This is a genomic window from Proteus cibi, from assembly GCF_003144405.1.
In the GTDB taxonomy this organism is placed as follows: domain Bacteria; phylum Pseudomonadota; class Gammaproteobacteria; order Enterobacterales; family Enterobacteriaceae; genus Proteus; species Proteus cibi.
The window spans coordinates 124249-151147 of record NZ_PENW01000010.1; the positions used below are offsets into that span (position 1 = coordinate 124249).

Below are 26899 nucleotides of genomic sequence, written 5' to 3' on the forward strand. Positions count from 1 at the left end.
CCTGACAGGAAACCCTGTCAGGCTAATGAACAAACGAAATTAGAGTTGCGTTAGTTTCTGTAACATCTGATCAGATGTTGAAATCGCTTTACTGTTAATTTCATAAGCACGTTGAGTCTGGATCATATTGACCAGCTCTTCAGCTACGTTAACGTTAGAGGTTTCAACATATCCCTGATACAACAAGCCTGCGCCGTTGATACCTGGGGCATTTTCAGTTGGTGCGCCAGAACTTGCGGTTTCTAAGTACAAGTTTTCACCGACACTTTCTAATCCGCTGTCATTAATAAAGGTTGTTAGCGTCAATTGCCCCACTTGTTGTGGCGCAGGATCACCTTCAATCTCAACACTTACAGTACCATCACGACCAATCATGACCTTCTTCGCCGTTTCAGGCAGAATGATTGCCGGAACAACTTGGAAACCACTGGTTGTCACTAATTGCCCATTTTGATCCATTTGAAAAGAACCATCACGAGTATAAGCATCCGTACCATCAGGCAATTGAACATGGAAAAAACCTTGTCCTTTAATCGCCACATCACGAGTACCGTTTGTTTGAGCCAAGTTACCTTGACTATGTAAACGCTCAGTAGCAACAGGACGAACACCGGTACCAATTTGTAAACCTGACGGTGCATTCGTCTGTTCTGATGTCATTGCACCCGGTTGACGGATCGTTTGATACAGTAAATCTTCGAAAACCGCACGCTGGCGTTTAAAACCATTGGTGCTGACGTTTGCGAGGTTGTTGGAAATCACATCCATGTTTGTCTGTTGTGCATCCAACCCAGTTTTAGCAATCCATAAAGAACGGATCATGGTTTTCCCCTTACACTATTTAACTCAGTGATAGCAATTGGTTAGCGCGTTGCGCGTTATCGTCAGCGCTATGAATAACCTTCATTTGCATTTCGAAACGTCTAGCGTTTGCTATCATATCGACCATGGCTTCTGCTGGATTAACATTACTGCCTTCTAACACACCAGCTAACACCTTCACGCTATCATCTGCAGGTAATTCCTCACCCGCACGCGCGGTTCCCTTAGGAGATAAATGGAATAAACCATCATCGCCACGAACTAAGTCGTTTTGCTCTGGTTTTACCATTTTCAAACGACCAATCTGACCCAACATTTTTGGCGGATCAGTTGGCACATGCGCAGTCACAATACCGTTATTGGCAATACTGACATTTGCTTGAGGAGGTACTTCAATCGCACCGTTATCCCCCATTAACAAACGTCCTTGTACCATCAACATGCCGTCAGCGTTACGTTGGATATTCCCGTTTCGAGTATAGGCTTCAGTACCATCTTCAAGTTGAACCGCTAGATAGCCGTTATCACTTAAAGCAACATCCATTGATCTGCCGGTATAGTTCATCGTTCCTTGACTCTGATCGCTACCTGGCGTTGAGGCGACCGTGAGTGTACGAGTCGGTAAGGTATCGCCATTGACAGGTACGGCTCGCATTGCACTAAGCTGCGCTTTGAATCCCGGCGTTGATGCGTTTGCTAAGTTGTTCGCCACGACCGCTTGATTTTCCATCGAGTGTCTGGCGCCGCCCATCGCGGTATAAATCACATGATCCATAACAGATTATTTCCGGCGTTATTAGCGCAAGCTAACCAGAGTCTGCAGGATCTGATCCTGAGTCTTGATGGTTTGTGCGTTTGATTGATAGTTACGTTGAGCAACGATCATATTGACTAACTCTTGGCTCATATCCACGTTAGACGCTTCTAATGCGTTATTGGTTAATTTGCCGAATACACCCGCGCCTGCAACACCGACGATTGGTGAACCTGAACCGTTAGTTTCAGACCACATGTTGTCGCCTTGTGAACTTAAACCGCCTGGGTTTGCAAAGTTAGCTAATGCGATTTGACCAACGATTTGACTTTGCTGGTTTGAATAAGTCGCCATGATTGAGCCATCTTGCTCAATACGGAAGTTGGTGAATTCACCCGCTTGGTAACCGTTTTGTGCCAGTTTAGATACGCTTGATTCGGCAACTTTTTGCTGAGTACTGCCGGTAAAGTTCATCGCCATATCCATAGGTTGTGAACCTTTATAAGATGCAGCTTTAAAGTTAGCCATCGTTGTAGCAGCTTCATCTAATACGCCGTTATTTTTATAAACAAGCTTACCTAGCTTTTGAGCTGCTTCGCCGGTAGTAGTGTCTTGAGCATGAACTTCCCATTCATTATCTTTGGTTTTAACAAAGAATAAGTTCAGGTTATGTTCATTACCTAAGCTATCGTAGGTGGTAACGTTGGTGCTGAAGTTATAAGAGTCGTTATCTTTAGGATCAAACGCATGGGTCGTTGGGTCAATTGGCTCTTCAGCAGAGTTCAAGTTAACCGTCATATCCATTTTATCTGTTGCGCTAGCGTTCATCATATCGGTAGGAATAACGATAGGTGTTGGTGTTGCCCCTTTTTGTACTACGTTCTTACCATCAACACTTTGTACTGGATAACCTGTTACACGCATACCTTGCATATTCGTCAGGAAACCGTTTTTATCTTTACCGAATTCACCATTACGTGAATAGAAAACGCCACCGTTTTGATCTTCAATACGGAAAAAACCACCGCCAGAAATTGCCACGTCAGTTGGGCGATTAGTGGTAGTGATACTACCGTCTTTAAAGTTTTGGCTAATACCTGATACTTTAACACCTAGACCAGCACCAGAACCGGCGAAAACGTCAGCAAAAGAGACCGTTGCGCCTTTAAAACCGTAGGTTGCGGAGTTAGAAATATTGTTACCGATAGTATCTAAGTTAGCGGCTGCTGCGTTTAAACCACTTACTGCTTGTGAAAAGGACATGCGCCCTCCAAGTTGAATATGTGTTAGTTAAAGAACCTGACGAATTTCATCCAATGAAACGGTATTACCTAAGCCAACATCAAGGCGGGCACCACCATCCACCATGGACACACTATTCACCAGCGCATAATTCAGTGTCTTAACAGGGACCTGAGCATCATTAAGCGTGGCGTTAACGGTAAATTTATAACTGCCTGCTGGAACAGGATTGTCATCTTCATCAGTACAATCCCAAGAGAAGTTATAAACATCCGGTAGCATTTTTTTGTCCATTTTGATTGTACGAACGGTAGCACCACTAGCATTAGTGATGTTTATCGTAAGAGAATCGGTTGGACTGAGTAATTCAAAACCAAAAGGTGTTGAAAAAAGGTGTTCACTGTCAGGCGTATTTGGGTCAGTATCATCTGCTTTATACGTTCCCATTTGCTGACGTGTTTTTTCATTCTGAGTATCAGGTGTTGGAATGGTGTCATCCCCATCACCGGGTTTTTCAGTGTCACCTTTACCGTCGGTTGGCTGAAAGACAACAATTTTGTTCCCAGAGACCATGACGCCACGACCAACTAAAGAAGACGCGCGTAACGCCTGACTTTGATCAATCTGCCCAACAATGTTATTCACTGTCTTATTCAGTGTTTCAATACCTTCAACGGTTGAAATCTGAGCTAACTGAGAGGTTAACTCATTATTTTGCATTGGGTTTGTTGGGTCTTGATTTTTCATCTGAGTGATGAGAAGTGTCAGGAAATTCCCTTTAATATCCTCACTACCACTTTTTTTCGTATGGTATGAAGAAGGTGTATCCCCGATAATGGTATTATCATAAGGTTCATTCATTGAGGAGGAAATACCCACAATTTATTCTCCCTATTGACCTATCATCAGTGTTTTTTGCATCAGTGATTTTGCCGTGTTCATCACTTCGACGTTAGCTTGGTAACTTCTTGATGCAGAGATGGTGTTAATCATTTCACCTACAACATCAACATTCGGCATACGTACATACCCTTTTTCATCAGCGAAAGGATGCCCCGGCTGATATTCCATACGAAAGGGAGCAGGATCATCTACCACTTCAGTGACGCGAACACCGCCAATTTCTTGACCAGCAGGTGCGTTTACCTGAAAAACAACCTGTTTTGCACGATAAGGGTCGCCATCTGGACCCGCAACACTGTCAGCGTTTGCCATATTGCTGGCACTCACGTTTAAACGCTGTGATTGCGCTGAAAGTGCTGAACTTGAAATATCGAAAATACTAAATAAAGACATGCTCTTTACCCTACTGTTGCAATACAGCCATCATGCTTTTAACTTGCGAGTTAATAAATGTCACATCAGCCTGATACTTAAGGCTATTGTCAGCAAAATTACTACGTTCCATATCCATATCCACGGTATTACCGTCCATCGCCGTTTGGTGAGGCACGCGATATAGTAAGTCCGCTTCTAAGCGATAACCGGGTTTGATTGGGATATGGCGCTCTGATGTCATCGCCAATTGCATGCCATAACTACCAGCACGCCCGTTTTCAATGGTTTTCTTCAATTCAGAAGCAAAATCAATATCACGAGCCTGAAAGCCTGGGGTATCTGCGTTAGCGATATTCGCAGCGAGAATTTCTTGGCGTTTATTGCGTATTGAGAGCGCTTCTTGTTGAAAATGAAACGTATTTTCTAATTTATCGAGCATCTTCTATCCTTGGTGGCTAAGCCACTTACCTCAGCTGATAAAACAATTTCAGTTGACAGAATAAACGCTCAAAAAAAAGATGATTGGAGGAATAGGCGTAAATTGGATTGCTATTTATGCGTTTAAGGCGTGCAAAGTCGATGTACACTGTTGTTGCTAAATAATGACAAACGCACAATTAGCATCAACTCTGTAAGGTGATACAAATTATGGTAGTTAGAACTCTTATCGGTCTATTTTCTTTTTTCTTTATGGTGAATGTGAGTATCGCGAAATCACTCCCTGAAGAACTACAAGATTTCTTTGTCGCGCTTCACCAACAAGGCGATAAAGTGACGGTGACAGTTTTAACACCGGAAGATAAATGGCCGGTCTGCCAAACACAAGAAATCCAACGTCATGCTGGCTCTCGTAATTGGGGACGTCTTTCAATCCCCATTCAGTGTGATAAGCAACGTCGTTTTATTCAAATAGATGTTAGCGTGAATGGTAAATATTTAATCGCCAAAAAAGACATTAATCGTGATGACATTATTGAAACTTCTGCCGTTAGTATGGCAACGGGCGAATTAGAAAAATTACCTTACGATGTATTACGTGATCCCGCATTAATTAAGAATGCAATCGCAATGCGACAAATATCCGCAGGAAAGCCTTTAACCTCTACAATGGTTCGTCGTCCTTGGGCTATTTTAGCGGGACAAACAGTCACCGTATTTGCACAAGGCCCCCACTTTCAAATCCGTTATGAAGGTAAAGCAATAAACAATGCTGTTGCCAATGAAACCATTCGAGTCAGAGTGAAATCAGGTCAAATCGTCACCGGTGAAGCACTTGAAAACGGCTCTGTACGCATCCCCCTTTAATAGATAAAAAAGCTGATAAGCAGAATAAGCCCCTATTGAATTGCTTGTTAGCCGTTTCAGTTATGGCAAATCAAAGTAAACTCTCTTTGTGTTACATTTTTTACTCTAAATAATTTAAGTTGTAGCTAGGCGATTATTTAAAGCATCACGAGTAAATACTCTAAATAGTTTAAGTTGTAGCTAGGCGGCAAATGAATGAGTCGCTAGGAGCATACATAAGTATGTGACGAGTGCGAATGAATGTAGCCAACAACGCTACAGCTTAAAGTATGACGAGTAGTGTGACGAGTGCGAATGAATGCAGTAAACAACGCTACAGCTTAAAGTATGACGAGTATAACGAGTAAATTAAAGTTTCTGATTTTATAGCCGATATAAAGAAGCAAGATGATAGGCGAAAACACATAGGTTGTTTTACAATGGCTTCATCTGACTATTAATTGATGCCTAACAAAGGATTTTCCTATGAGTATTGAACGCGCGAATCCACTACTTCCGATTAATGCGATTGCACAACGTAACCCAAGTGAAATCACTCAGGGCTCTCGTAAATCGGGAACAACTGAACAAAAAACTGCAACAGGCGACACTTCTGTAAAGCTGAGTGAAGCGCAGAAAAAACTTGTTCAACCTGGAAATAAAGATATTAACGTTGAGAAAGTTGCTCGCTTAAAAGAAGCAATTGCCAACGGAACATTAACCATGGACAGCGGTAAAATTGCGGACGCTCTTTTCCGTGAAGCTGCTGAAAGCATAACTCAATAATATTTAATGATTATGATGGAAGAACTCCGCCAGACTTTAGATCTTCAATTATCACAGCTTAATACCATTGCGGGTATTTTACGTGCTGAACAGCAGTTATTATGCGCAGGTAATATTGATATCAATGCCCTGCACGAAGTCACTGAACAGAAGAATTTTGTCTTGTCGGCTTTAGGTCATACGGACCAACAGCGCCATACGCTAAGCCAACAAGCCGGTGTAGAAAAACCTTATACAGGGTTACCGTTTTTATCTGATTTATGGACACAGATAATAGACATCACGGCGGAGTTAAGATATCTGAATCAACATAACGGATTACTACTCGAGCAACATATCTCTCGTAATAGTGATGCTATCCGTTTTTTGCAAAAGAACCACAGCCCAACCCTTTATGGTTCTGATGGGCAAGCACAGCGTTCAACACTGGCTGGGCGTAAAATTCAGGTTTAGATTTTCTTGATAATTATCAGAATTCACACGATACGCCATCAATATTGATGGCGTTTTGTTTTGGCTGATAAAACACCCTTCACTTTAAGTCACCAACACATCACACAGCACTATTATCTATCCTCTTTTTGTGCCACACCATTACCGCACCTTTTCATCACACGCTAAGCTACCGATTTATTGATAAACCTACTCTCTCCCTTTGCTGTAAGTAAACAACCTACACCTCTCTCTAGCGTATCGCCTCTTTCCGTTTTATTAGCCTATAAAAAAGGCCACTGAATAAAGTGACCTTAACGTTAGACAATGGTATCTCAGCAAGAATGATTAATGGGGTTGTCCACCAATCATCGATGTCATACGAATACGGCGACCTTCACTGACTTCCATATTCGATAATACAGCTAGCTGTGGCAGGCTACGGCGTAAGAAACGCGACAATAATGAACGTAGCGCATGATTCACTAATAATACCGGAGCGCCACCGGACATCTCTTGATGACGTACAGCATCCGCAGCTTGTTGTTCAATATTCTCAGCTAGTCCGGGTTCTAAACCACCGCCACTTTGCATGGCTTGAACAAGAATACGCTCTAAGCTTGCATCCAACCCAATGACTTGGATTTCATCTTGATCACCAAACCAGTGTTGGGTAATCGCACGGCGAAGTGCAACACGAACAACTGCCGTTAATTCAGCCGGATCTTTCTGCTCTGGCGCATGCTCTGCTAACGCTTCTAATATGGTTCTCATATCACGAATAGGCACCTGTTCAGATAGCAGATTTTGCAATACTTTGTGCAATACCGTGAGTGAAAGCATATCTGGGATCATATTCTCTGTCATTTTAGGGAGCTCTTTACTCACCCTATCAAACAACATTTGTGCTTCTTGACGACCAAATAATTCCGATGCGTATTTCGCTAATGCATGGTTAAAGTGCGTTGCAATAACGGTACTTGCAGCAACAACTGTATAACCTTGAACCTGTGCTTGTTCTCTTAAGCTGTCATCAATCCACACTGCAGGCAAACCAAATGCCGGCTCTTGAGTAATATCACCGTCTAAAGAACCAACGGCATTACCCGGATTGATGGCTAACCAACGACCGGGATGCGCTTCACCGTGACCAATTTCAACCCCTTTCATTAGAATACGATAAGATGCAGGTCTTAATTCCATGTTGTCTCGAATATGAACAACGGGAGGAAGGTATCCCATCTCCTGAGCGAACTTTTTACGAATACCACTAATTCGACCTAACAACTCACCATTTTGGCGGTTATCTACCATTGGTATTAAGCGATACCCTACTTCCATCGCTAATGGATCTTCAAGTTGTACATCTTCCCATGAAGCTTCAACAACACGGTTTTGTTTTTCAACTTCTTCCATCTCTTTTTGCTGTTGCACTTCAGGGTTAGCGTTACGACGTAAGATATACCACCCTAATCCACCTAATGCGGCAGTGAAGAAGAGGAAAACAAAGTTAGGCATTCCTGGTACTAAACCTAACAGACCTAGCACGCCTGCGGTTAACAGTAGAACACGAGGATTGTCAAACAGCTGGGTAACCATCTGTTGCCCAACATCTTCATCTGTTGCCACACGAGTAACGATAACACCCGCAGCAGTTGAGATAATTAATGCAGGAATTTGAGCAACCAGACCATCACCAATGGTTAAAAGGGTATAAGTCGTTGCGGCATCGTTTAATGCCATTCCGTGTTGAGCGACACCGACGATAAGACCGCCCACCACGTTAATCACAAGGATCATTAAGCCGGCGATGGCGTCACCACGAACGAATTTACTCGCACCATCCATTGAACCGTAAAAGTCGGATTCCAATGACACTTCTTTACGGCGTTTTTTGGCTTCGTCTTCGTTGATAATGCCTGCATTCAGGTCAGCATCGATTGCCATCTGTTTGCCCGGCATTCCATCTAACACAAAACGCGCACCCACTTCAGCGATACGTCCCGCACCCTTGGTGATAACCATAAAGTTAATCAAAATAAGGATGATAAAGACCACAATACCGATAGCAAAGTTACCACCAACAAGGAAATGGCCAAACGCCTCAACAACGCGCCCCGCGGCTTCAGGTCCTGTATGTCCTTCCATTAAGATGATACGTGTTGAAGCCACGTTTAATGATAAACGTAACAACGTAGTAAACAGCAAAATAGTAGGGAAAGCAGCAAAGTCCAAAGTACGTCGAGTGAACATTGCGACCAACAGCACCATGATGGAGAGTGCGATGTTAAAGGTAAATAATAGATCCAATAGAAAAGGTGGCAATGGCAATACCATCATTGACAGTATCAACAAGATAAGCACTGGTCCTGCCAGTATCTGCCACTGAGAACTTTTCCAATTTCCCGGCAAGCGGAGTAATGAGGCCAAATTAGCCATGACGATTATCTTCTCCAGCAAAGTCCAGTGCGGGAGGCACTGGCAAGTTCATAGGTTGTTTAGGTTTTAAACCACCTTCGGTTTTCCATCGTTTCAGTTGATAAACCCATGCAAGTACTTCTGCAACTGCAGCATAAAGGGTTGAAGGTATTGCATGGCCTATTTCACTGTGACGATATAACGCCCTAGCAAGCGGTGGCGCTTCTAGAAGCGGAATTCGATTTTCTGCACCAATTTCTTTAATTTTTAACGCGATAGCCCCTGCCCCTTTTGCTAAAACTTTAGGTGCAGTCATTTTGTCGTTATATTGCAGCGCAACAGCATAGTGTGTTGGGTTCGTCACAATAACATCCGCTTTCGGGACATCTGCCATCATGCGACGACGAGACATCGCATGTTGTTGCTGACGAATACGTGCTTTCAGTTGCGGATCACCCTCTTGCTGTTTAAATTCATCTTTAATTTCTTGGCGCGTCATACGTAGCTTTTTCAAATGACTACGAATTTGGAAAATAATGTCGAATGCCACCATCGGTATCAGCATAAAAACCGTAATGTAGACGGCGAAAATCAATAGTTGCATCGCATTCGCCAGCGCACTAAGCGGTGGAAGCGTGATCAGATGGAGAATATCGTTCCAGTTGTGCCATAAAAACACTGTCGCAGCGATCCCCACAAAGGTTGATTTCAATATCGCTTTAAATAGCTCTGCTAACGCATTCATAGAAAAAATACGCTTTAACCCAGAAATAGGGTTCCATTTTTTGGGATCAAACTTAATGGATTTACTACTAAAGTTAATCCCACCTAATAAAGCAGAACCACCAATTGCGACAAGCACTAACCCCAGAAATACTGGAGATAGCGCAAAAACAGCTTGTTTAATCAAGCTACCAAATCGAGGGATCAACAAATTCTCATTACCAATGAGATGATGATTAAACGTAAACCCTTCTGTTAACATGGCATGTAGCCCACGAGTGATAAATCCACCGCTCATCCACAGCAAACTCACGCCCCCCAAGATCATTAATACGGACGATAGCTCTTTAGAACGGACAATTTGTCCATCCTTTTTAGCTTTTTCCCGTTTATGGGGTGTGGGGTCCTCTGTTTTTTCGAGATCGCTATCTTCAGCCACAGTCTGTCCGATTTAGATATTGAGATTAAAAGCATGAATGAAATGACTCTAAGCATGACAAATTCAGAGAAAATTGATGGGCTGAACAATCGCAAATTTACGGGGCTTTTTGGGCTATGGAGTCTTAATAAGGAAGTTGCATCCATGCAACTTATAAAAGAGTGCTTGTTGTTTTTTTACTGAAAAGAAAAGATCCGACTATTTTGGTTAAGTCTTCTTATCACATTTAAAGCATCATGTTGTGAATAATTATAATTATGAATAAGCGAAGTGAAGATATGATAAACTTCATTACGAATATCGGTTGCAAAAATACCTGGATCATCAGATCCCAATATCACATTCAGATCTGCATCACCTTCAATTTCACGTCCTTTAATCTTTAACCAGCGGAATATATGATGTTGTTCTATTGAATCATAATGGCTGATACGTACGTTACTTGTTGGAAGTGTTTCAACAATCACTTTCTTTTTAGCAATTATATGCTGAACACATTGTTGAAGTTTAATCAGTTGTACTCGTGTAAATTCACTTTTTTCCACTTCAATTAAAGTTTCGCCTTCTATTGTACTATTAAGAGAAAACCAGCGAAGAAAAAGATAGGGAAGAACATTTTTCGGAATATCGTTATACATTTTATACTCTTCTTCAACAATACCCACTTTTCCTATCATTTCTAATTGTTTAAATGCGCCTAACTGTTTTTTCTCTAAGAAATCTAAAAACAGGCGAGGATTACAATTTCTATATTGTAAAGAACTTTGTAAGTCATCAATATTAAAAATAAAATCATCACCTATATATTCATTCATCACCGATCTTATTTTTAGAACATAAGACTTTGCTTTAACATTTTTATCATCAACTGCCCCTAAAATATCATTAAAAAAAATGTCTTTTTTTTCTAGAAAGTTCAGTTCTTCTTCATCAAAGATAATATTACGAGGAATATGTTTTTTAGTTAAAAATAATTTTGCTTGTTCTTTAATTTTTCTTTCAATTTCATGAAGATTAAACCCATCTAAATTTTCATTAATACAAAGTTCTCTAATAAAAAGTAAATCATCTAACCTTTCTGCTCTCGTTGTATAAAATTTATCAGGCATATTCTTAATCCAGTACTGAGGCTCAATACCAATCGCAGTTCCATGCCCAATTCTATCACCATTATTTAATTCTAAATATTTAATAGCTTCAAATATTTTTCTAATCCCAGTAACTAAATGAACAAAGTCCTCCCCAACATGAAAGGTGAACTTTTTTACTCCTCTATAACGTGCATAACGATACAGTTCTGAAAAAACTTCAGGGGGAGCTTCTAGTTCATTTGCTGCAACATCAACACCTGTAATTATCTTTTTCAAAGAGACATTATTATCCATTAAATCAAATAATAGTGTCGCTTTTTTTAACACATCATCACGTACATTATTATAATGAAAAATATCTTTTACGATTTCTTGTTGCTCTTTATTCTTTTCTTTTTTTAAATCATTCAGTCTGTTCCATGGCATTTTAATAAAATGTGCAATCAATCGTAATTTAGGTCTTTGATTGATTAATGCTAATTCAGCTAAATGATTTAAATTATGACTTTTTTCTTCTATTCCACTAAACTCAACAAATCCTTTCAATATTGAGGCTAATAAATTCTCATTTTTTTCAGTAGTTGCCTTAGGCGCAAAACGTGCTTCAATTAAGTCAATATCAGAAAGAGGCTGATTGCCTGCTATTAACTCACTATGAGAATTATTTTGTAATGTACTAGTCGAGTGATAAACACTACCATGCAATTGATAAAAACGATGTGAGAACTCTTTTTCATAGTGTTCTCTTACACCATCATCAGCAAACTTTTGAAATTGATCAAAACCATATTGATCATTACGTTGTACGAGTAAACGTTGGTAACAGTTCATACAAATAAGATAGAGTAGATAATAACAATCAAGACTATTATTTTTAGACTCACTTATTTTTTCTTGGATCTTAATATGTAATGCAACTTCTTTATAGTGTTTTTTATGTTGTTCCACTTCATTATAATAATCAACTTCATAAAAGAAATTATTTTCACCTTTAAAAAGATTTTTTTTATCTATAACATCAACTAAATACTCTTCCTTAGCTCTTATTAATTCATCATTTTTATTTAATGCAGATAGAATCAATATTTCGCGTAGTACTCTAGCAACAATTAATAAATGATAATAATCCTCTGGAGAACCTAACGAATTTTGTGTCGCATACAATAACTTCACTCTATCTTTATTGTATTCTTTCCTCATTTCTTCCAAATTTTTCTTAGGATTAATGAGAGCATCCATCCATAATATTTCAAGAAATGTGGTTCCCATTATATGCATATGAGTTTCATTTAAACCCTCACTATGAATATAATCCTCTAACAAAGGGAAATAAGGACTGGTAATCGTCTTATATCCAATACAATTTTCAATGTATTTCGTGATTTTATTATCGGATCCCACATAAAAAGAATCTAATTGGTCTTCATTTAATTGATTTCTAATTTTATAAGCAATAACAGGTAAACCGGATTGATTCGCAATCCAGCTTTGCCATTCTGAAAATTTCTCAGGTAAGATTTTTATGCGTCTAACATCATCACAAAAATAATATCGACTAGCTTGATTTAAAAGGGCGAGTGACCACCCTTTATTTTCTTTTCTACGGTTAACTAAATTTTCCCAATATGCATGAAAATGCTGGTCAGCTAAATTAAAATGCTTTCTATGCCAATTACGGTAAGTAAATTGATGTAGAATTCCCTCAATTATCTTATCGGGATTACTTTTATATTTCCCATCAAAAAATCCGATTAATTGAGTATATAACTCAGGCTCTGAAAGTATAAATTGGTTGATAAACATTATGATGACCTCTTTAATTTGTAACCATAATTGGTATTAAAGAGATTTTTCCTAGTATATTAACATTTTTACTTATTTTTTCATACTCATCTTGATTAATAACTCTTTTTAAATAGTCATCAAAACTTTCCAATAAATCTTCATTAAGAATAATTTTATTCTCAGATTTTAATTTATTTAATTTTCTTTTAAAAGACTCTTCATATTTTTTATCGTCTTGGCTATGTTCAAAGAAAATCTTAATAAGAGGACATTGTGATAAAGAATATGTAAATGGAATTATTTCACTTAACTTTACTTCAATTTTATTTTTTGAATAAACCTCACTCATGGCATCAATTACAACAGAATAATTAGAGTAAAACTCCCTTCTTGATGTAACAATATTATTTGCAGTAACTAATTTAGCTCTTAATAAGTTTAACACTTCTTTATCTACTTTATTTTTTTCCGAATCGATAGGTAGATTTAAATATCTAACCTCTTCAATTAAACAAGAATTAATCACACCATAACAAAACAGACTAAAAGCTTCTCCCAGTAAAAACTTACCACTATTTTTACCTTCATTTAAAGATTCTGATATTCTATTTATTGTATAAAATATCCTAACCCAAACTTTTCCTTGTAATATTGGTGATAGATTTATCTGTGCTATATTTTCAACCCATTGTTTAATTACCTCATCAAATAATTTATGACAATCATTTTCTATTTTTATATTACTTTCATCATTATTACTTGAGCTATCATCTTCTATTGTTTCTTTATTTTCATTTACTGCTTCTGAATGAAGAAAGTGAGGTGCGGTAAAATTCTGTAAAGATGTTAATTTAGAATATATTCTATCTTTATTATCATTAACAAGAAGTAATTCTGAAATTGCAGCTAATAAACAGTAAATAGAGCAATAATCCCTACCTGTAGTTTTTGTTAACAATGAATGTGATGATGATAATATAGAATAATAAGCAACATAAAGTTTGAAATCATCAATTTTAAGTAAAGATAATTTAGATGATAACGTCTCAAGAGTCATTAAATCACCATTAAAATCTATTTCTTTTTCACAATATAAATGAGAAATTAACTTATTTATATTACTATATTTTTTATCTTTTCTCCTAGGTATCCGGATAACACCACCTTTATTCATTTTTCCTTTTGAGTTACTAGAGAAAAACATAGGACTTAAATGTGAAGCAAAACTAAGAATATTATCCCGTTTATTTAAACCAATATAATCAAGATATTCTTTATAGCTATATCCTGATTTTAGATTATCACTGACTAGAGATGCATAAATTGTTGAAGAAGCACCAGATGTTAACATAAAATTAATACTTTTTGCTATTCTATTTTTATTATTATTATCATCTAAATATCGTTGAACAACCGCACTAAATAAAAACATTGCGGCATTATATGTTTCATTATTACTTCCAGGTCTTAAATAAAAACCCGTTTCTAGCTCTTGATGTTTTTCAAGTATTTTAAATAATTCATAAGCTATCATATTAAAATGAGTATTATTACTAATTAAACCATCAATATCAATATTCGCTCTAAAAAGCAAACCTAAAAAACAATCCTTAATAATATTTGGCGTATTTAAAACAAGACTGTGTTTATCATTATATAGATCAAAATATTTTAATATCTGCAATATTGTTCTTAGTGCTTGTTGCTCTATAAATTGAATATATAACCCTAGATTTTCACTTTCTGTATTTAAAAGTTTAGATAATTTATTTTTTATATATTCTTTATATAAGATTTCATCCTTATCTTTAGTTATTAATCTAATCTCATGAGTTTTTACTATCTCATCAAACTGTTTTAAATTAATTCTATTCTCCAATGGGAAAATTTTTGCCAAATATTGCTGTTCAATATTATTACAAAGATTTTTAAATTTTTCAGATTCTTCATCGTTTGTTTTATAATCCTTTATAAATAGCTCTTCATATTTTTTCTTTAAAACAATATGACTATATAATTCTAAATCACCAGAAATAATAACAACAAACTTTGGATGGTTAAAATAATTACGAATTAACTCCAACATTTCATAGGCTTTATTACTATTAGTATCAACATCATCTATTGCAACCAATATTAATTCAAAGCCAAATTGGCTACATATTTCATCAATAAATTCATTTAAATAATCAACTAATTTCAACCCACTTTCGGAACTATTTAATGCTGAATCTAGAAACCACGAAGGATCACTAAAATCGCTATTTTTCTTAGTATTTAATAATTGTAATCCTTTTGACATTTTAAATAGTGCTTTATTTATTTTTTCTATATTTTTTTCTTTATTATTAATATAAGCACTATTAAATAATGAATTTTTTATCGATGTAATAATATCAATTAATATATGTTGATTTGTATCAATAGAAGTGGGATCAAAATAAGCCCCCACTAACGTTTTTATATTTAATTCTTTTTTACCACTAAAAAAATCAGATTCTATATCAGATAATATCGTTTTAAGAAAAGTGGTTTTACCCGCACCTCTTCTTCCACTAATAAAAACCGTATTATTACTTATATTTTTACCATATGATGAATCATCATTTGTTTTATTATTTATTGCTTTATCTTTAAAACCTTTAAGACGATCCCATAATTTTAATTTTGCATCACGTTGTAAAAAAGCTATATTTTCCAACCCATTAGAATAAGCAGGTTGCTCTAAATCAATTTTAATAATATTGTTATCACTCATTATTAAATTCCCATTTATTTAAAATAATAGGTTTAATAATACATTAATATTTTTTTTTGATTTTTTTTAACCAATACTTTGTGACCAATCTCTTTTAAAATAATACTAACTAGTTAATCAAAAAAAGAGTAGTCATAATAACAAAAATTATTATAAGTGATAATAACGTTAACATAATGTTATTATTTAAAATAGCTTGAAATAGTTGATTTAATTTAAAGAAAAAGATAAGAAATAAATAAAAAGGATTATTAGAAATAAAAATAATTCTTTAGATATGCAACAACAATAAATAGCTATATTGTCAAAAGCCGCTTAAAAAAAGCGGCTTACATTTTCTTCGATAGCGTGGGCTATTAAAGCGTTATTACGTGATTTTTTATCCATAAAGTACATCATCCTAAAAGAGCTGAGCATAGAGCGAATGCGTCCTGCATATCTCAACGTCCTTATCGCCCTAAAACTCATTAGAAGGTTAGAAACCTAAACTTTCCAGTAAATCATCAACTTGATCTTGATTTTTGATCACACCAGCGTTGTTTTTATTAACCTGTGGACCATTTAATAAAGAGTCGGTCTCTTTCTTCACATTAGACTTTTCAAGTTGCTCTGGTGGCAGGTTTTCCATTAATACCATCACGAGTTGTTTTTCAATTTCTTGAACAACACTCATCATGCGTTTAATGACCTGACCGGTTAGATCTTGGAAATCCTGTGCCATCATAATTTCCAATAACTGACTGTTAGTAAAAGCCGTACTCTCAGGGATATCCCGCAAATAATTGCGGGTATCGGTTACAAGAGAGCGTACATCTTTCAGCTCTTCTGGCTGTTCAAACCATTGGTCCCAACGTTCAGTAAGCTTAGTCGCATCGGCACTTAACGCATCCTGTTTAGGCTGCGCAGCTTCGACACAGTTCAATGTACGCTCAGCTGCCTGAGCGGTCATTTGAGCAACATAGTCCAGTCGTTCCCTCGCGTCAGGGATGGCTTCTGCTGCTTCAGCTATTGCTTTATCCAATCCTAATTCTCGCAAACTGTCGCGTAACATCCGCGTCAATTGTCCGATCCGGCTGATAATATCAGATGTCATTTCAATATTATCTTTCGGCATAATTGGATTCCCACTCATTGCGACTCCTTAGATGCCCAGTTTTTCAAAAATTTTATTTAGTTTTTCTTCAAGAATTGCTGCTGTAAAAGGTTTAACAACATATCCACTTGCACCCGCTTGCGCAGCTGCAATGATATTTTCTTTTTTAGCTTCAGCGGTTACCATGAGTACTGGTGTTGCTGCAAGTCCCGCGTCACTACGAATATTTTTAAGAAGCTCTAGACCATCCATGTTTGGCATGTTCCAGTCTGTAATCACAAAATCAATTGCCGAATTGCGTAATTTAGCTAACGCGTCAGCACCATCTTCTGCTTCTTCTACATTCGTAAATCCTAATTCCTTTAGCAAATTACGAACTATGCGGCGCATTGTTGAAAAATCATCAACCACTAAAAATTTCAGATCCTTACTTGCCATTGAAAACTCCTTCAAAATATATCGGCAAATTACTGTGTTGCTTTTTAAACTGAACTTAATCAGATACGCAACGATTGTGTGCTGCTGATTTTCATCAGCACAGCTTTACTCATTGCGCTTATGCTTTTTACTTCGTCTACTGCGCCTACTTCAACCGCAGCACGAGGCATGCCAAAGACGACACAACTTGCTTCATCTTGTGCAAAGGTATAACTACCAGCACGACGCATTTCTAATAAACCCGCTGCACCATCACTGCCCATTCCAGTTAAGATCACACCAATGGCATTACGTCCCGCATATTTTGCGACAGACCTAAATAGCACATCGACAGAAGGACGATGACGGTTAACTGCTGGCTCTTTATTAATGTGGATCTGATAGTTAGCACCATTACGACGAAGCTCCATGTGATAATCACCTGGCGCAATATAAGCATGCCCAGGCAATACACGTTCGCCGTCTTCTGCTTCTTTTACACTAATTTGGCATAAACGATTTAATCGTTCTGCAAATGAGTGTGTAAACCCTGCGGGCATATGTTGCGTAATTAATATCGCAGGGCTGGTAATAGGTAATGGTTCTAGAAAATTACGAATAGCCTCTGTGCCACCAGTTGATGCACCTACTGCAATCAACTTTTCACTCGAAATCATCGGTGTAAATGACAATGATTTAGAAGGTGCGGCTTGTACTTCTCGACGATTAATCCGTGCCAGTGCTGCCGCACGAATTTTCTCAGCAATCAGTTCACTATAAGCCATCATACCTTCACGCAAACCAAGCTGTGGTTTAGTCACAAAATCAACCGCGCCCAGTTCTAACGCTTTTAACGTCACTTCTGAGCCTTTCGCTGTTAATGATGAGACCATAACGACAGGCATTGGTCTTAATCGCATCAGTTTTTCCAAGAAATCAATACCATCCATACGTGGCATTTCAACGTCTAACGTTAATACCTGTGGGTTGTACTTTTTTATTAAGTCACGAGCCACTATAGGATCTGGTGCACAATCAACAACTTCCATATCGCTATGACTGTTGATGATTTCTCGCATGATTTGACGCATTAACGCCGAATCATCAACACAGAGTACCGTTATTTTATTCATAACCTCTCCTTGCTGGTGTCAGCCCGTAAACGGTATGCCCATGCAAGTAGAAATCCTTGCTAAGCTGGCTTACATTCTCAGAATGTCCAACAAACAGCATTCCGTCTGGCTTAAGTAATGAGGTAAAGCGGTTAAGTAAGGTTTGTTGTGTCGCTTTGTCAAAATAAATCATGACATTACGACAAAAAATCGCATCAAAACTGCCTTCTAAATCCCATTGCTTGTCGAGTAAATTCAAATACTGAAAAGAGACCATCTCGCTAATTTGCTGTCTAATTTTCACGTATCCTTCAAAATCGCCGACACCTTTGAGAAAATATTTTTTCAAATATTCATCATTTAATGTTTTAAGCTCTTCCTGTCGGTAAACACCCTTTCGTGCTTTATCCAACACATTAGTATCGATATCACTGGCAATAATTTTGGTTTTATAAGGGTTATTCCCAAAAACATCGCGTAAAGTCATCGCAATTGAATAAGGTTCTTCTCCAGTAGATGCAGCTGCACACCATACTCGGTAGACGCCTCCTGCTCTTTTTCTGGCATGTTTTGCCAAAATAGGAAAATGATGCGCTTCCCTGAAAAATGCGGTGAGGTTGGTTGTCAATGCATTAACAAACTCTTGCCATTCAGGGTTGCGTACATCACTTTTAAGAAACGCAAGATAGTCACCAAAGTTATTCATCCGTAATTCACGTAACCTCCTAGTGAGACGGTTATAAACCATCTCCCTTTTGTTGTTAGTCAGCACAATACCGGCCTTTTGATAAATCAATTGGCATATAGATTGGAACTGATCATCGGACAACATGAACCGTTGGGTAAATATATCCAACGGTTGAGCAGCGATATCTGATAAGACTTCAGTAACATTACGTTTCATTGTTTTTTAATGGGTCTTTTTAAAAAATGATTTTTTATCTGCTTTTTTCAACCCATTACCTTCTAGGGATGAAGAATGATTATCCTCATCCGTGTCAGGCAACTCGAATGCCGATACAGCATCAACAAGGTTATTAGCCTGATCTTCTAATGCTGCGGCAGCAGATGCTGATTGCTCCACCAAAGCAGCGTTTTGCTGTGTCACCTGATCCATCTGACTGACTGCATCAGCGACTTGGTGAATACCTCGACTTTGTTCATCAGAAGCTGAGGCGATTTCTGCCATTAACTCAGTGACTTTATTTACCGATGTGACGAGTTCCTCCATTGTTTGCCCTGCATTATTAACGAGTTGAGAACCTTGAGAGACACGTAAAACAGACTCATCAATCAACAATTTAATTTCTTTTGCAGCATCAGCACTACGTTGAGCAAGGTTACGCACTTCTCCAGCAACAACAGAGAATCCACGTCCTTGTTCACCCGCACGAGCAGCTTCAACCGCCGCGTTAAGTGCTAATATATTGGTTTGGAACGCAATACCATCAATCACACTGATAATAGCCCCTATCTTTTGAGAACTTTGTGTAATCGCATCCATGGTTTCAACAACACTATGCGTGATTTGACCACCACGTATGGCTGTTTCAGAAGCAGATTCTGCGAGTTTGCTCGCTTGTAGGGCGTTATCAGCATTTTGTTTTACCGTTGCTGTTAACTCTTCCATGCTTGCCGCAGTTTCTTCTAACGAAGCAGCTTGTTGTTCAGTTCTTGAGGATAAGTCCGTATTTCCTTTGGAAATTTCTTGAATACCAGAATACATAGCATAGCTGTTATCACGAACGATACGAATTGAACGCGCAAGCTCACCACGCATATCTCGTAGTCGTTTAAACACATCCCCTATTTCATCATCGGTGAAGACAAGAATTTCACGATTTAATTTACCGGTAGCAACATCATTAAAATAACGGCTTAAACTTGCGAAAGGTTTAATGATATTAAAACTTAGCCAGCGATGAGCGGCGATTGATACGACAATAACCATCGCTATTGCACCGATAAACATCAAGATAGCAATAGTATAAGAGCGATGTCCTTGCTCTATAGATTCCGTAATTTCTGTCTGAACATAATTCATATAGGTATTAAATGAATTTTCCATCGCTGTTTGATAACGTTCCGTTGGTTGATCTAAAAAACCTTGGAAGTTATCGTTTTTTAACATGCTATGTAATTCCGTTAATGCACCATATAAAACGTGGTAATCGTTCTTTACTGCTTCAACGATTTCTTTTTCTTCTGTTGGGATAGCCTCTTTGTTTATCTCAGCAAGGAAATTTTGAAAATGAGTATTCGCCGTTTCCAAACGTGAAAGTGCAATTGACTCAATAGATTGAATATAATCCGTTGATTGTTCAGTTTTCACTGCAATAGCTACACGATTAATCGCATTACGTGTTTGTATTAAAGATGCCCAACTTAATCCTAATTCATCTCGCTTAGATGTATCTATATCTACTCTGGTGATCTGTTCGTTATTCAAATGAACGATCCCTAGCGAAATACCACTAGAAATCATCTGCATAACGCAAAACATCATCAGTAATAAATAGAGACTGGTGGATATCTTTAATTTGCGAAACCTAAACATGCCTTCACCTCGTTTAAAGCGGTGGTTAAAAGCCACCGCTTGTCAGCCACTTGTTGTTGTTAGAAAGTTTCCCAGTTAGCGGGATCTTCAACACTGCTGCTCTTTTTCTTTTCTGAGGTTCCTGGTTTTATAAGTGGAGCAGCGGCTTTAACTACAGGGGTTGCATCCGATTCCTTTCTTTCTAGCGTTTTTTCTTCCTGACCCGGTAATTTGAAGATTGAAACTAAGCGGGTTAATGCAACTGCTTGATCTTCAAGACCAGCAGCAGCGGCTGCAGATTGTTCTACTAAAGAGGCGTTTTGCTGAGTGACACGATCCATTTCAGAAACAGCAAGACCAACTTGTGAAATACCTCGGCTTTGCTCATCTGATGCAGATGCGATTTCGCCCATGATGTCAGTAACACGCGTTACTGAATCCACGATACGCGTCATCGTCTCACCCGCACTTTCAACGAGTACAGAGCCCGTTTCAGTACGATTTACAGAATCTTCAATCAGTGTTTTTATTTCTTTAGCAGCTTCTGCACTTCTCTGTGCAAGGTTACGAACTTCACCGGCAACTACCGCAAATCCGCGACCATGCTCACCGGCTCTCGCTGCTTCAACAGCCGCATTCAGTGCCAAAATATTGGTCTGGAATGCAATGCCATCGATAACGGCTGTGATATCGGTGATTTTCTGAGAACTTCCGGCTATGTCGTGCATTGTTTGCACCACATTAGCAACAACTTTTCCGCCTTGACGGGCAATATCTGAGGCGTCATTGGCAAGATTACTGGCTTGGCGAGCATTGTCTGCGTTCTGTTTTACCGTCGCCGTTAACTGTTCCATGCTTGCCGCAGTTTCTTCTAACGAAGCCACTTGCTCTTCTGTACGAGCAGATAAATCATTATTACCAGCAGCAATTTCACTTGTACTGTTATAAATGTTTTCCGTACTTTGATAGACACCACGAACAGTTTGAATAAGTTCTTGTTGCATATGTTTTAAACCATTCGCTAACAAGCTCATTTCATTGCGGCCATTCACTTCGATATTCGGACGTAAATCACCTTCAGAGAAAGTTTTAATACTTAATAGAAGTGAATTTAATGGTCTAATTAAGGCATTACGTAATGCAAACCAGCATAGAATTAATGCCGAGATAACGATAATGGCTAACACAACCATAGTAATGACAGTACGTTGGTGAGAGGCTTCTAGTGCCACATTTAACTCTTCGTTAAATTTCTCATTGCGCATGACATAGGAAAGATATTCTTTATAAAAAGCGTCTTGATAACCCGTCGTTGGTTGCTCAAAAAAGTCTTTTAAGTTTCTATCTTGAAGTAAAATTTCCAGTTGATTTAATGCAGAGAAATATTCGATAAAACGCCCTTTTAGGCTACGAACATCATCTTCTGAGTGAACTTGATAAGCGGTAATATTCTTTTCAAATTCTTTAAATTTCTCGTCTGCACGCGACATATTTTTACGAGCAAGACCCGTCAGATAGTCAACAGACAGAGAATCATCTACATTCAGATTTTTATCTTGTAATAAATAACTGATTGCAGCGCGATTAATGTTATTACGAGCTTGTAGTAAATTAGCCCAGCTTTCATCAAGGCGCTCACGTTGATCCTGTATTGTTAGTGTTTTATCCAAGTCATTTCTTGTCTCAACAATATTTGAGTAAAAAACGCCCCCGGAGATAAATTGCAAAACACCAAACAACAGAAGAATGGATAATAATCCAGTCACTATTTTCATTCGGCTAAACATAGTTTCCCTTTTTATAATAAATGGTAATGAGCAAGTTATCGGCAGACTTAAGAGAAACTTTATAGGTTTCATTTCGTCTTAGTCTCGTTTTTGCCCCATTAGAAAGCGGTGGTAATACTGTTTTTAATTAAAATTATAAGTATAAAAAACTTTAAAGTTATTTCCGTCAGTAGAAAAATATTACAGCTAGGTGATAGCTACTTATAAGTTAATAAATAATAAAAGAGAACTTAACTAAAATTATAAGTTCTTTTTTATCTTTTAATTTTACTTAAAGTTAATTTGATGCTTTAGCACTCGCTAATAAAATAAAAAAGATAGAAATAGCTATTCCGGCAAAATTACCGGAACAGTATTTAGATTATTTTTAAAAAATAAAAACTTATTTAGCTTGAATTGTTGCGCTATCGACTAATTCCATTTCTTCACTGTTGAGTAATTTTTCAATATCAACAAGAATAAGCATTCTTTCATCTAAAGTACCTAAACCTGTTAAATACTCAGTAGACATTGTGACTGCAAACTCTGGCGCAGGGCAGATCTGCTCTGGTTTTAGCGTAAGAACATCAGAAACGCCATCAACAACAATTCCTACAATTCGATTTAATAAGTTAACCACAATAACAACAGTATTGTCATTATAAGTTACACTTTCTTGTGAAAATTTAATACGCAGATCAACTATCGGAACAATAACGCCCCGTAAATTAGTTACACCTTTAATAAAGCTAGGTGAATTAGCAATACGTGTAACTTGATCATATCCGCGAATTTCTTGAACCTTTAAAATATCAATTCCATATTCTTCATCGCCCAGCGTAAAAATTAGAAATCCTTGTCCAACAGTTTCACCGGATAATTTCTCGAAATGTTCCGAAGCCATAATCTTATTTTATCCTCACTATTAAATGACTGCGCCTGCAGTTGTATTCTTTTTCTTATTCGTCATTTGTGTATGACTTAAACGTTGCAATTCTGGTACATCAAGAATTAAAGCAACACTACCGTCGCCCATAATTGTTGCAGCAGATATACCAGGAACTTTTCGGTAATTGCTTTCTATATTTTTAACAACAACTTGATGCTGACCAACCAATTGATCTACCAATAAAGCATAACGACGTCCGGCACTTTGAACAATAACCGCAATTGCTTGGGTAATATCAGTTTGCGCACCTTCAATATTAAAAGTACGATGCAATTCAATCAGTGGTAAATATTCTCCTCTGACCTGCAATAATTTCTCATCGCCAGCCAATGGATAAATATCATCTTCTTCCGGCTGTAAAGAACTGACTACCGTTCCTAATGGTAAAATAAAGACTTCATCATGCACTTTCACAGACATACCATCTAAGATTGCTAATGTCAGTGGAAGTAAAATACGAATACGTGTTCCTTTACCCACTTCAAAACTGATTTGAATTTGCCCCCCCATCTCTTGGATATTTCGTTTTACAACATCCATACCCACACCACGGCCAGAAACATCGGTTACGACTTCCGCAGTAGAGAAACCTGGTGCAAAAATCAGCATAGCAACTTCTTCGTTGCTCATGTTTTCAGAAACGGCAAGCCCAGAGGAAATCGCTTTTTTCAAAATACGTTCGCGGTTTAATCCAGCACCATCATCAGTCACTTCAATACAAATATTACCGCCTTGATGTTCCGCAGACAGGGTTAATTGCCCCGCTTCCGGTTTACCTGCTGCAACACGATCGGCTGGCATTTCAATACCATGATCAAGACTGTTACGAACTAAGTGAGTCAAAGGATCGATAATTTTTTCAATTAAGCTTTTATCCAGTTCTGTTGAGCTACCAATCATATTTAGCTCAACTTTCTTATTCATTTTACCTGCAACATCACGCACAACTCGAGGGAAGCGACTGAAAACATATTCCATCGGCATCATACGAATTGACATAACAGATTCTTGTAAATCACGAGAATTACGCTGTAATTGAGCAATACAACTCAGTAAATCACTGTATATTGCAGGCTCAAGACTGCCACTGTGCTGTGCCAACATTGACTGTGTGATAACCAGTTCACCCACTAAGTTGATTAATTGGTCAACCTTTTCAACGGCAACACGAATACTGCTTGATTCCGTTTTTGGCGTTGCAGCGGCAACAGGTCTTTTCGCTGGTGCTGCCGATGGCGTCACTTTTTCAGCAACAGGTGGTTGTACCGGTGCAGGTTGTTCAACGTGGTTTTCAACATGAGCATCATCAATAGATATTGTACTTTCTTCTGTCACTGTGTTGTTTTCTGGTGCCTTTTCTGCAACAGACACTTTTTTAAACGAGATCTGTTCAGGTTCAATCACAAAACAAAGTACAGCGCTAATATCTTCTTCTGTTGCCGTAGTTTTCAATATTGCTTCAAGACCATGATGTTGTTTTTCAACTTGGCTAACCTCACCAAGATGCTTTAATTCATCAAGCATTAAATCAATATCTGTCTCTTTAAGATCAGACAAAATAATATGATGGTAATAGTGCCCATCAGCCGCCATTGTCGATGCGACTTCGACCATGGTTTCTACGGCGTCACTTTGTGCATTTTCAGCGTCAGATGACAAAACAGGAGTTTCAATCATTGTGGCCTGTGAGTCTGAAGTTTCAGATCCAGCAACAGCCTCAACGTGAGGAGCGGATTGTTCTTCTTTTACATCGAGAGCCAGCTGACGCAACTTCTCACAAATATAGTTAAATGTTTCCTCATCAGGTTCTTGTGAGTTTTTATGTGCATCCAATTGCTGTTGCATAATATCTTTCGCTTCCAGAAACAGGTTAATAATGTCGTCGGTGAGCGCCATCTCATGACGTCTTGCACTGTCGAGCAAGTTTTCAAGCACATGAGTGGTCTGTTGAAGTTTAACGAAGCCAAATGTTGCAGCTCCTCCTTTTATGGAGTGCGCACTACGGAAAATCGCATTCATCTGTTCTTGATCTGGATTTGCCGGATCAAGTAACAGTAAATGCTGTTCCATATCAGCTAACAACTCATCTGCTTCATCAAAAAATGTTTGATAAAACTCAGTAATATCCATCGTTACTCATTCACCTTTACGCGATTACTCACAAATTAGGGTGCAGTTCCCTGCTTTGTCGTAATATTTGTCGATTGTGATGGCAAACTTTCCCCAGAAACTCCTGTTTCAACATTTTCCTTTTTTGATTCGGGAAGCTCAGATGCAGAAGACACAGACGAACCCGTCTGTGTGTTTTCTGCTTTTTCTTGTGGGGTTTCTTGCCCTGAAAGTAGAGGTTCAATTTCTGAAGCCTCGGTTACTGTCGGTGCAACCCGCTCATTTTCTTGTACAATTTTTTGTTCTGCTTGCTTCGTTAAGACCAAAATACTGATCCGTCGGTTAGCAGGTGCAAAACCATCCTCTTTAACTAAATGGACTGTTGATGCCATACCCACAACACGCAACACTTTCCATTCACCTAAGCCAGCGCCAATTAACTCTCGACGAGAGGCATTTGCACGATCTGTCGATAACTCCCAGTTACTATATTTAAAAGCACCACTTGCATAAGGAATGTCATCGGTATGACCCGATAAACTGATTTTGTATGGTGTGTCATTTAAAATAGGTGCAATTGCCGTCAAAATATCCTTCATATAAGGTTCAACGGTGGCACTACCGACTCTAAACATAGGGCGATTTGCTTTATCGATAATTTGAATACGCAAACCTTCATCCATCATGTCGATCAGTAAATGAGGCTTCAGATCTTTTAACCGAGGATCATTTAAAATGACTTGTTCTAAATTATCTTTTAATCGGCGGAATTGTTGCTTTTCATTGAGCTGTTTATCTTCCTGGCCTTTTGGCAAAACATCACCTTCGTTATAGACAGGATCACGCCCTCCTCCAGGAATAGGATTGGTTGCATCCCCACTAAATCGCCCTTTTTCAATAGCGACTTTTAATGGCGTACGAAAATATTCGGCTACACGAGTTAATTCTTGTGGGCTAGAGATTGAAAGTAACCACATCACCAGAAAGAAAGCCATCATCGCGGTCATAAAGTCAGCATAAGCTATCTTCCATGCACCACCGTGAGCGTTATGTTGCTTTCTCCCTCGCTTTTTAACTCGAATGATTTGTGAATTACTCTTCATAA

The 26899-nt window shown here is 38.2% G+C and carries 22 protein-coding genes; 3 read left to right on the top strand and 19 right to left on the bottom strand.

Annotated elements, in window-relative coordinates; all coding sequences use genetic code 11:
• Positions 1-39 precede the first annotated feature (39 nt).
• From flgG to flgB, 6 genes are read right to left on the bottom strand one after another with little or no spacing between them, the layout of a single operon-like run.
• Positions 40-822, bottom strand: coding sequence for a flagellar basal-body rod protein FlgG (flgG, locus tag DK865_RS06255; protein ID WP_023581819.1), 783 nt, complete (start codon positions 820-822; stop codon positions 40-42).
• A 19-nt stretch (positions 823-841) separates the two neighbouring features.
• The gene (locus DK865_RS06260; RefSeq protein ID WP_023581818.1) at positions 842-1597 is read right to left on the bottom strand and encodes a flagellar basal body rod protein FlgF; all 756 of its coding nucleotides are present in this window, start codon (positions 1595-1597) and stop codon (positions 842-844) included.
• A gap of 21 nt (positions 1598-1618) precedes the next feature.
• Positions 1619-2839 (bottom strand): flagellar hook protein FlgE, encoded by a 1221-nt coding sequence (gene flgE, locus DK865_RS06265; RefSeq protein ID WP_109391459.1) that lies wholly within the window; start codon positions 2837-2839, stop codon positions 1619-1621.
• 27 nt (positions 2840-2866) lie between these two features.
• Positions 2867-3697 carry a flagellar hook assembly protein FlgD gene (locus tag DK865_RS06270; RefSeq protein WP_109391460.1) on the bottom strand — a complete coding sequence of 277 codons (831 nt, stop codon included), beginning with the start codon at positions 3695-3697 and terminating at the stop codon, positions 2867-2869.
• A 12-nt stretch (positions 3698-3709) separates the two neighbouring features.
• A complete protein-coding gene (flgC, locus tag DK865_RS06275; protein WP_023581815.1) occupies positions 3710-4114 on the bottom strand; it encodes a flagellar basal body rod protein FlgC in 405 nt (134 codons plus the stop codon).
• A gap of 10 nt (positions 4115-4124) precedes the next feature.
• On the bottom strand, positions 4125-4535 hold the full coding sequence (gene flgB, locus DK865_RS06280) for a flagellar basal body rod protein FlgB (protein WP_023581814.1): 411 nt from the start codon (positions 4533-4535) through the stop codon (positions 4125-4127).
• 209 nt (positions 4536-4744) lie between these two features.
• On the opposite strand from flgB, the gene flgA reads away from it, so the two are divergent.
• The 3 genes from flgA to DK865_RS06295 all read left to right on the top strand — a co-directional run bounded on the left by flgA (position 4745) and on the right by DK865_RS06295 (position 6619).
• On the top strand, positions 4745-5401 hold the full coding sequence (gene flgA / locus DK865_RS06285) for a flagellar basal body P-ring formation chaperone FlgA (RefSeq protein WP_023581813.1): 657 nt from the start codon (positions 4745-4747) through the stop codon (positions 5399-5401).
• Between the two features lie 465 nt (positions 5402-5866).
• Positions 5867-6166, top strand: coding sequence for a flagellar biosynthesis anti-sigma factor FlgM (gene flgM / locus DK865_RS06290; RefSeq protein ID WP_023581812.1), 300 nt, complete (start codon positions 5867-5869; stop codon positions 6164-6166).
• Between the two features lie 15 nt (positions 6167-6181).
• The gene (locus tag DK865_RS06295) at positions 6182-6619 is read left to right on the top strand and encodes a flagella synthesis protein FlgN (RefSeq protein WP_036912706.1); all 438 of its coding nucleotides are present in this window, start codon (positions 6182-6184) and stop codon (positions 6617-6619) included.
• Between the two features lie 327 nt (positions 6620-6946).
• On the opposite strand, the gene flhA is transcribed toward DK865_RS06295, so the two are convergent.
• The 13 genes from flhA to motB all read right to left on the bottom strand — a co-directional run bounded on the left by flhA (position 6947) and on the right by motB (position 26897).
• The gene (gene flhA, locus DK865_RS06300; RefSeq protein WP_036912703.1) at positions 6947-9037 is read right to left on the bottom strand and encodes a flagellar biosynthesis protein FlhA; all 2091 of its coding nucleotides are present in this window, start codon (positions 9035-9037) and stop codon (positions 6947-6949) included.
• Positions 9030-10178, bottom strand: coding sequence for a flagellar biosynthesis protein FlhB (flhB, locus tag DK865_RS06305; protein ID WP_036912700.1), 1149 nt, complete (start codon positions 10176-10178; stop codon positions 9030-9032). The genes flhA and flhB overlap by 8 nt, the downstream gene beginning before the upstream one ends.
• Positions 10179-10354: 176 nt before the next feature.
• Positions 10355-13072: an amidohydrolase family protein gene (locus tag DK865_RS06310; RefSeq protein ID WP_109391461.1), complete on the bottom strand. Its 2718-nt coding sequence runs from the start codon at positions 13070-13072 to the stop codon at positions 10355-10357.
• Positions 13073-13085: 13 nt separating this feature from the next.
• On the bottom strand, positions 13086-15812 hold the full coding sequence (locus tag DK865_RS06315) for a P-loop NTPase family protein (RefSeq protein WP_109391462.1): 2727 nt from the start codon (positions 15810-15812) through the stop codon (positions 13086-13088).
• 475 nt (positions 15813-16287) lie between these two features.
• Complete coding sequence (gene cheZ / locus DK865_RS06320) at positions 16288-16944, bottom strand: protein phosphatase CheZ (protein ID WP_023581808.1); 657 nt, start codon at positions 16942-16944, stop codon at positions 16288-16290.
• A gap of 9 nt (positions 16945-16953) precedes the next feature.
• On the bottom strand, positions 16954-17343 hold the full coding sequence (gene cheY, locus DK865_RS06325) for a chemotaxis response regulator CheY (RefSeq protein WP_023581807.1): 390 nt from the start codon (positions 17341-17343) through the stop codon (positions 16954-16956).
• 59 nt (positions 17344-17402) lie between these two features.
• A complete protein-coding gene (locus DK865_RS06330; protein WP_023581806.1) occupies positions 17403-18455 on the bottom strand; it encodes a protein-glutamate methylesterase/protein-glutamine glutaminase in 1053 nt (350 codons plus the stop codon).
• Positions 18448-19338: a protein-glutamate O-methyltransferase CheR gene (gene cheR, locus DK865_RS06335; RefSeq protein ID WP_023581805.1), complete on the bottom strand. Its 891-nt coding sequence runs from the start codon at positions 19336-19338 to the stop codon at positions 18448-18450. Before cheR ends, DK865_RS06330 begins: the two co-directional genes overlap by 8 nt.
• 6 nt (positions 19339-19344) lie before the next feature.
• Positions 19345-20991: a methyl-accepting chemotaxis protein gene (locus DK865_RS06340; protein ID WP_036912696.1), complete on the bottom strand. Its 1647-nt coding sequence runs from the start codon at positions 20989-20991 to the stop codon at positions 19345-19347.
• Between the two features lie 59 nt (positions 20992-21050).
• Positions 21051-22757, bottom strand: coding sequence for a methyl-accepting chemotaxis protein (locus DK865_RS06345; RefSeq protein WP_036912693.1), 1707 nt, complete (start codon positions 22755-22757; stop codon positions 21051-21053).
• A 382-nt stretch (positions 22758-23139) separates the two neighbouring features.
• Positions 23140-23640 (bottom strand): chemotaxis protein CheW, encoded by a 501-nt coding sequence (cheW, locus tag DK865_RS06350; protein WP_023581802.1) that lies wholly within the window; start codon positions 23638-23640, stop codon positions 23140-23142.
• Positions 23641-23661: 21 nt separating this feature from the next.
• The gene (cheA, locus tag DK865_RS06355; RefSeq protein ID WP_109391463.1) at positions 23662-25815 is read right to left on the bottom strand and encodes a chemotaxis protein CheA; all 2154 of its coding nucleotides are present in this window, start codon (positions 25813-25815) and stop codon (positions 23662-23664) included.
• Positions 25816-25850: 35 nt separating this feature from the next.
• On the bottom strand, positions 25851-26897 hold the full coding sequence (motB, locus tag DK865_RS06360) for a flagellar motor protein MotB (RefSeq protein ID WP_023581800.1): 1047 nt from the start codon (positions 26895-26897) through the stop codon (positions 25851-25853).
• Positions 26898-26899: the final 2 nt, after the last annotated feature.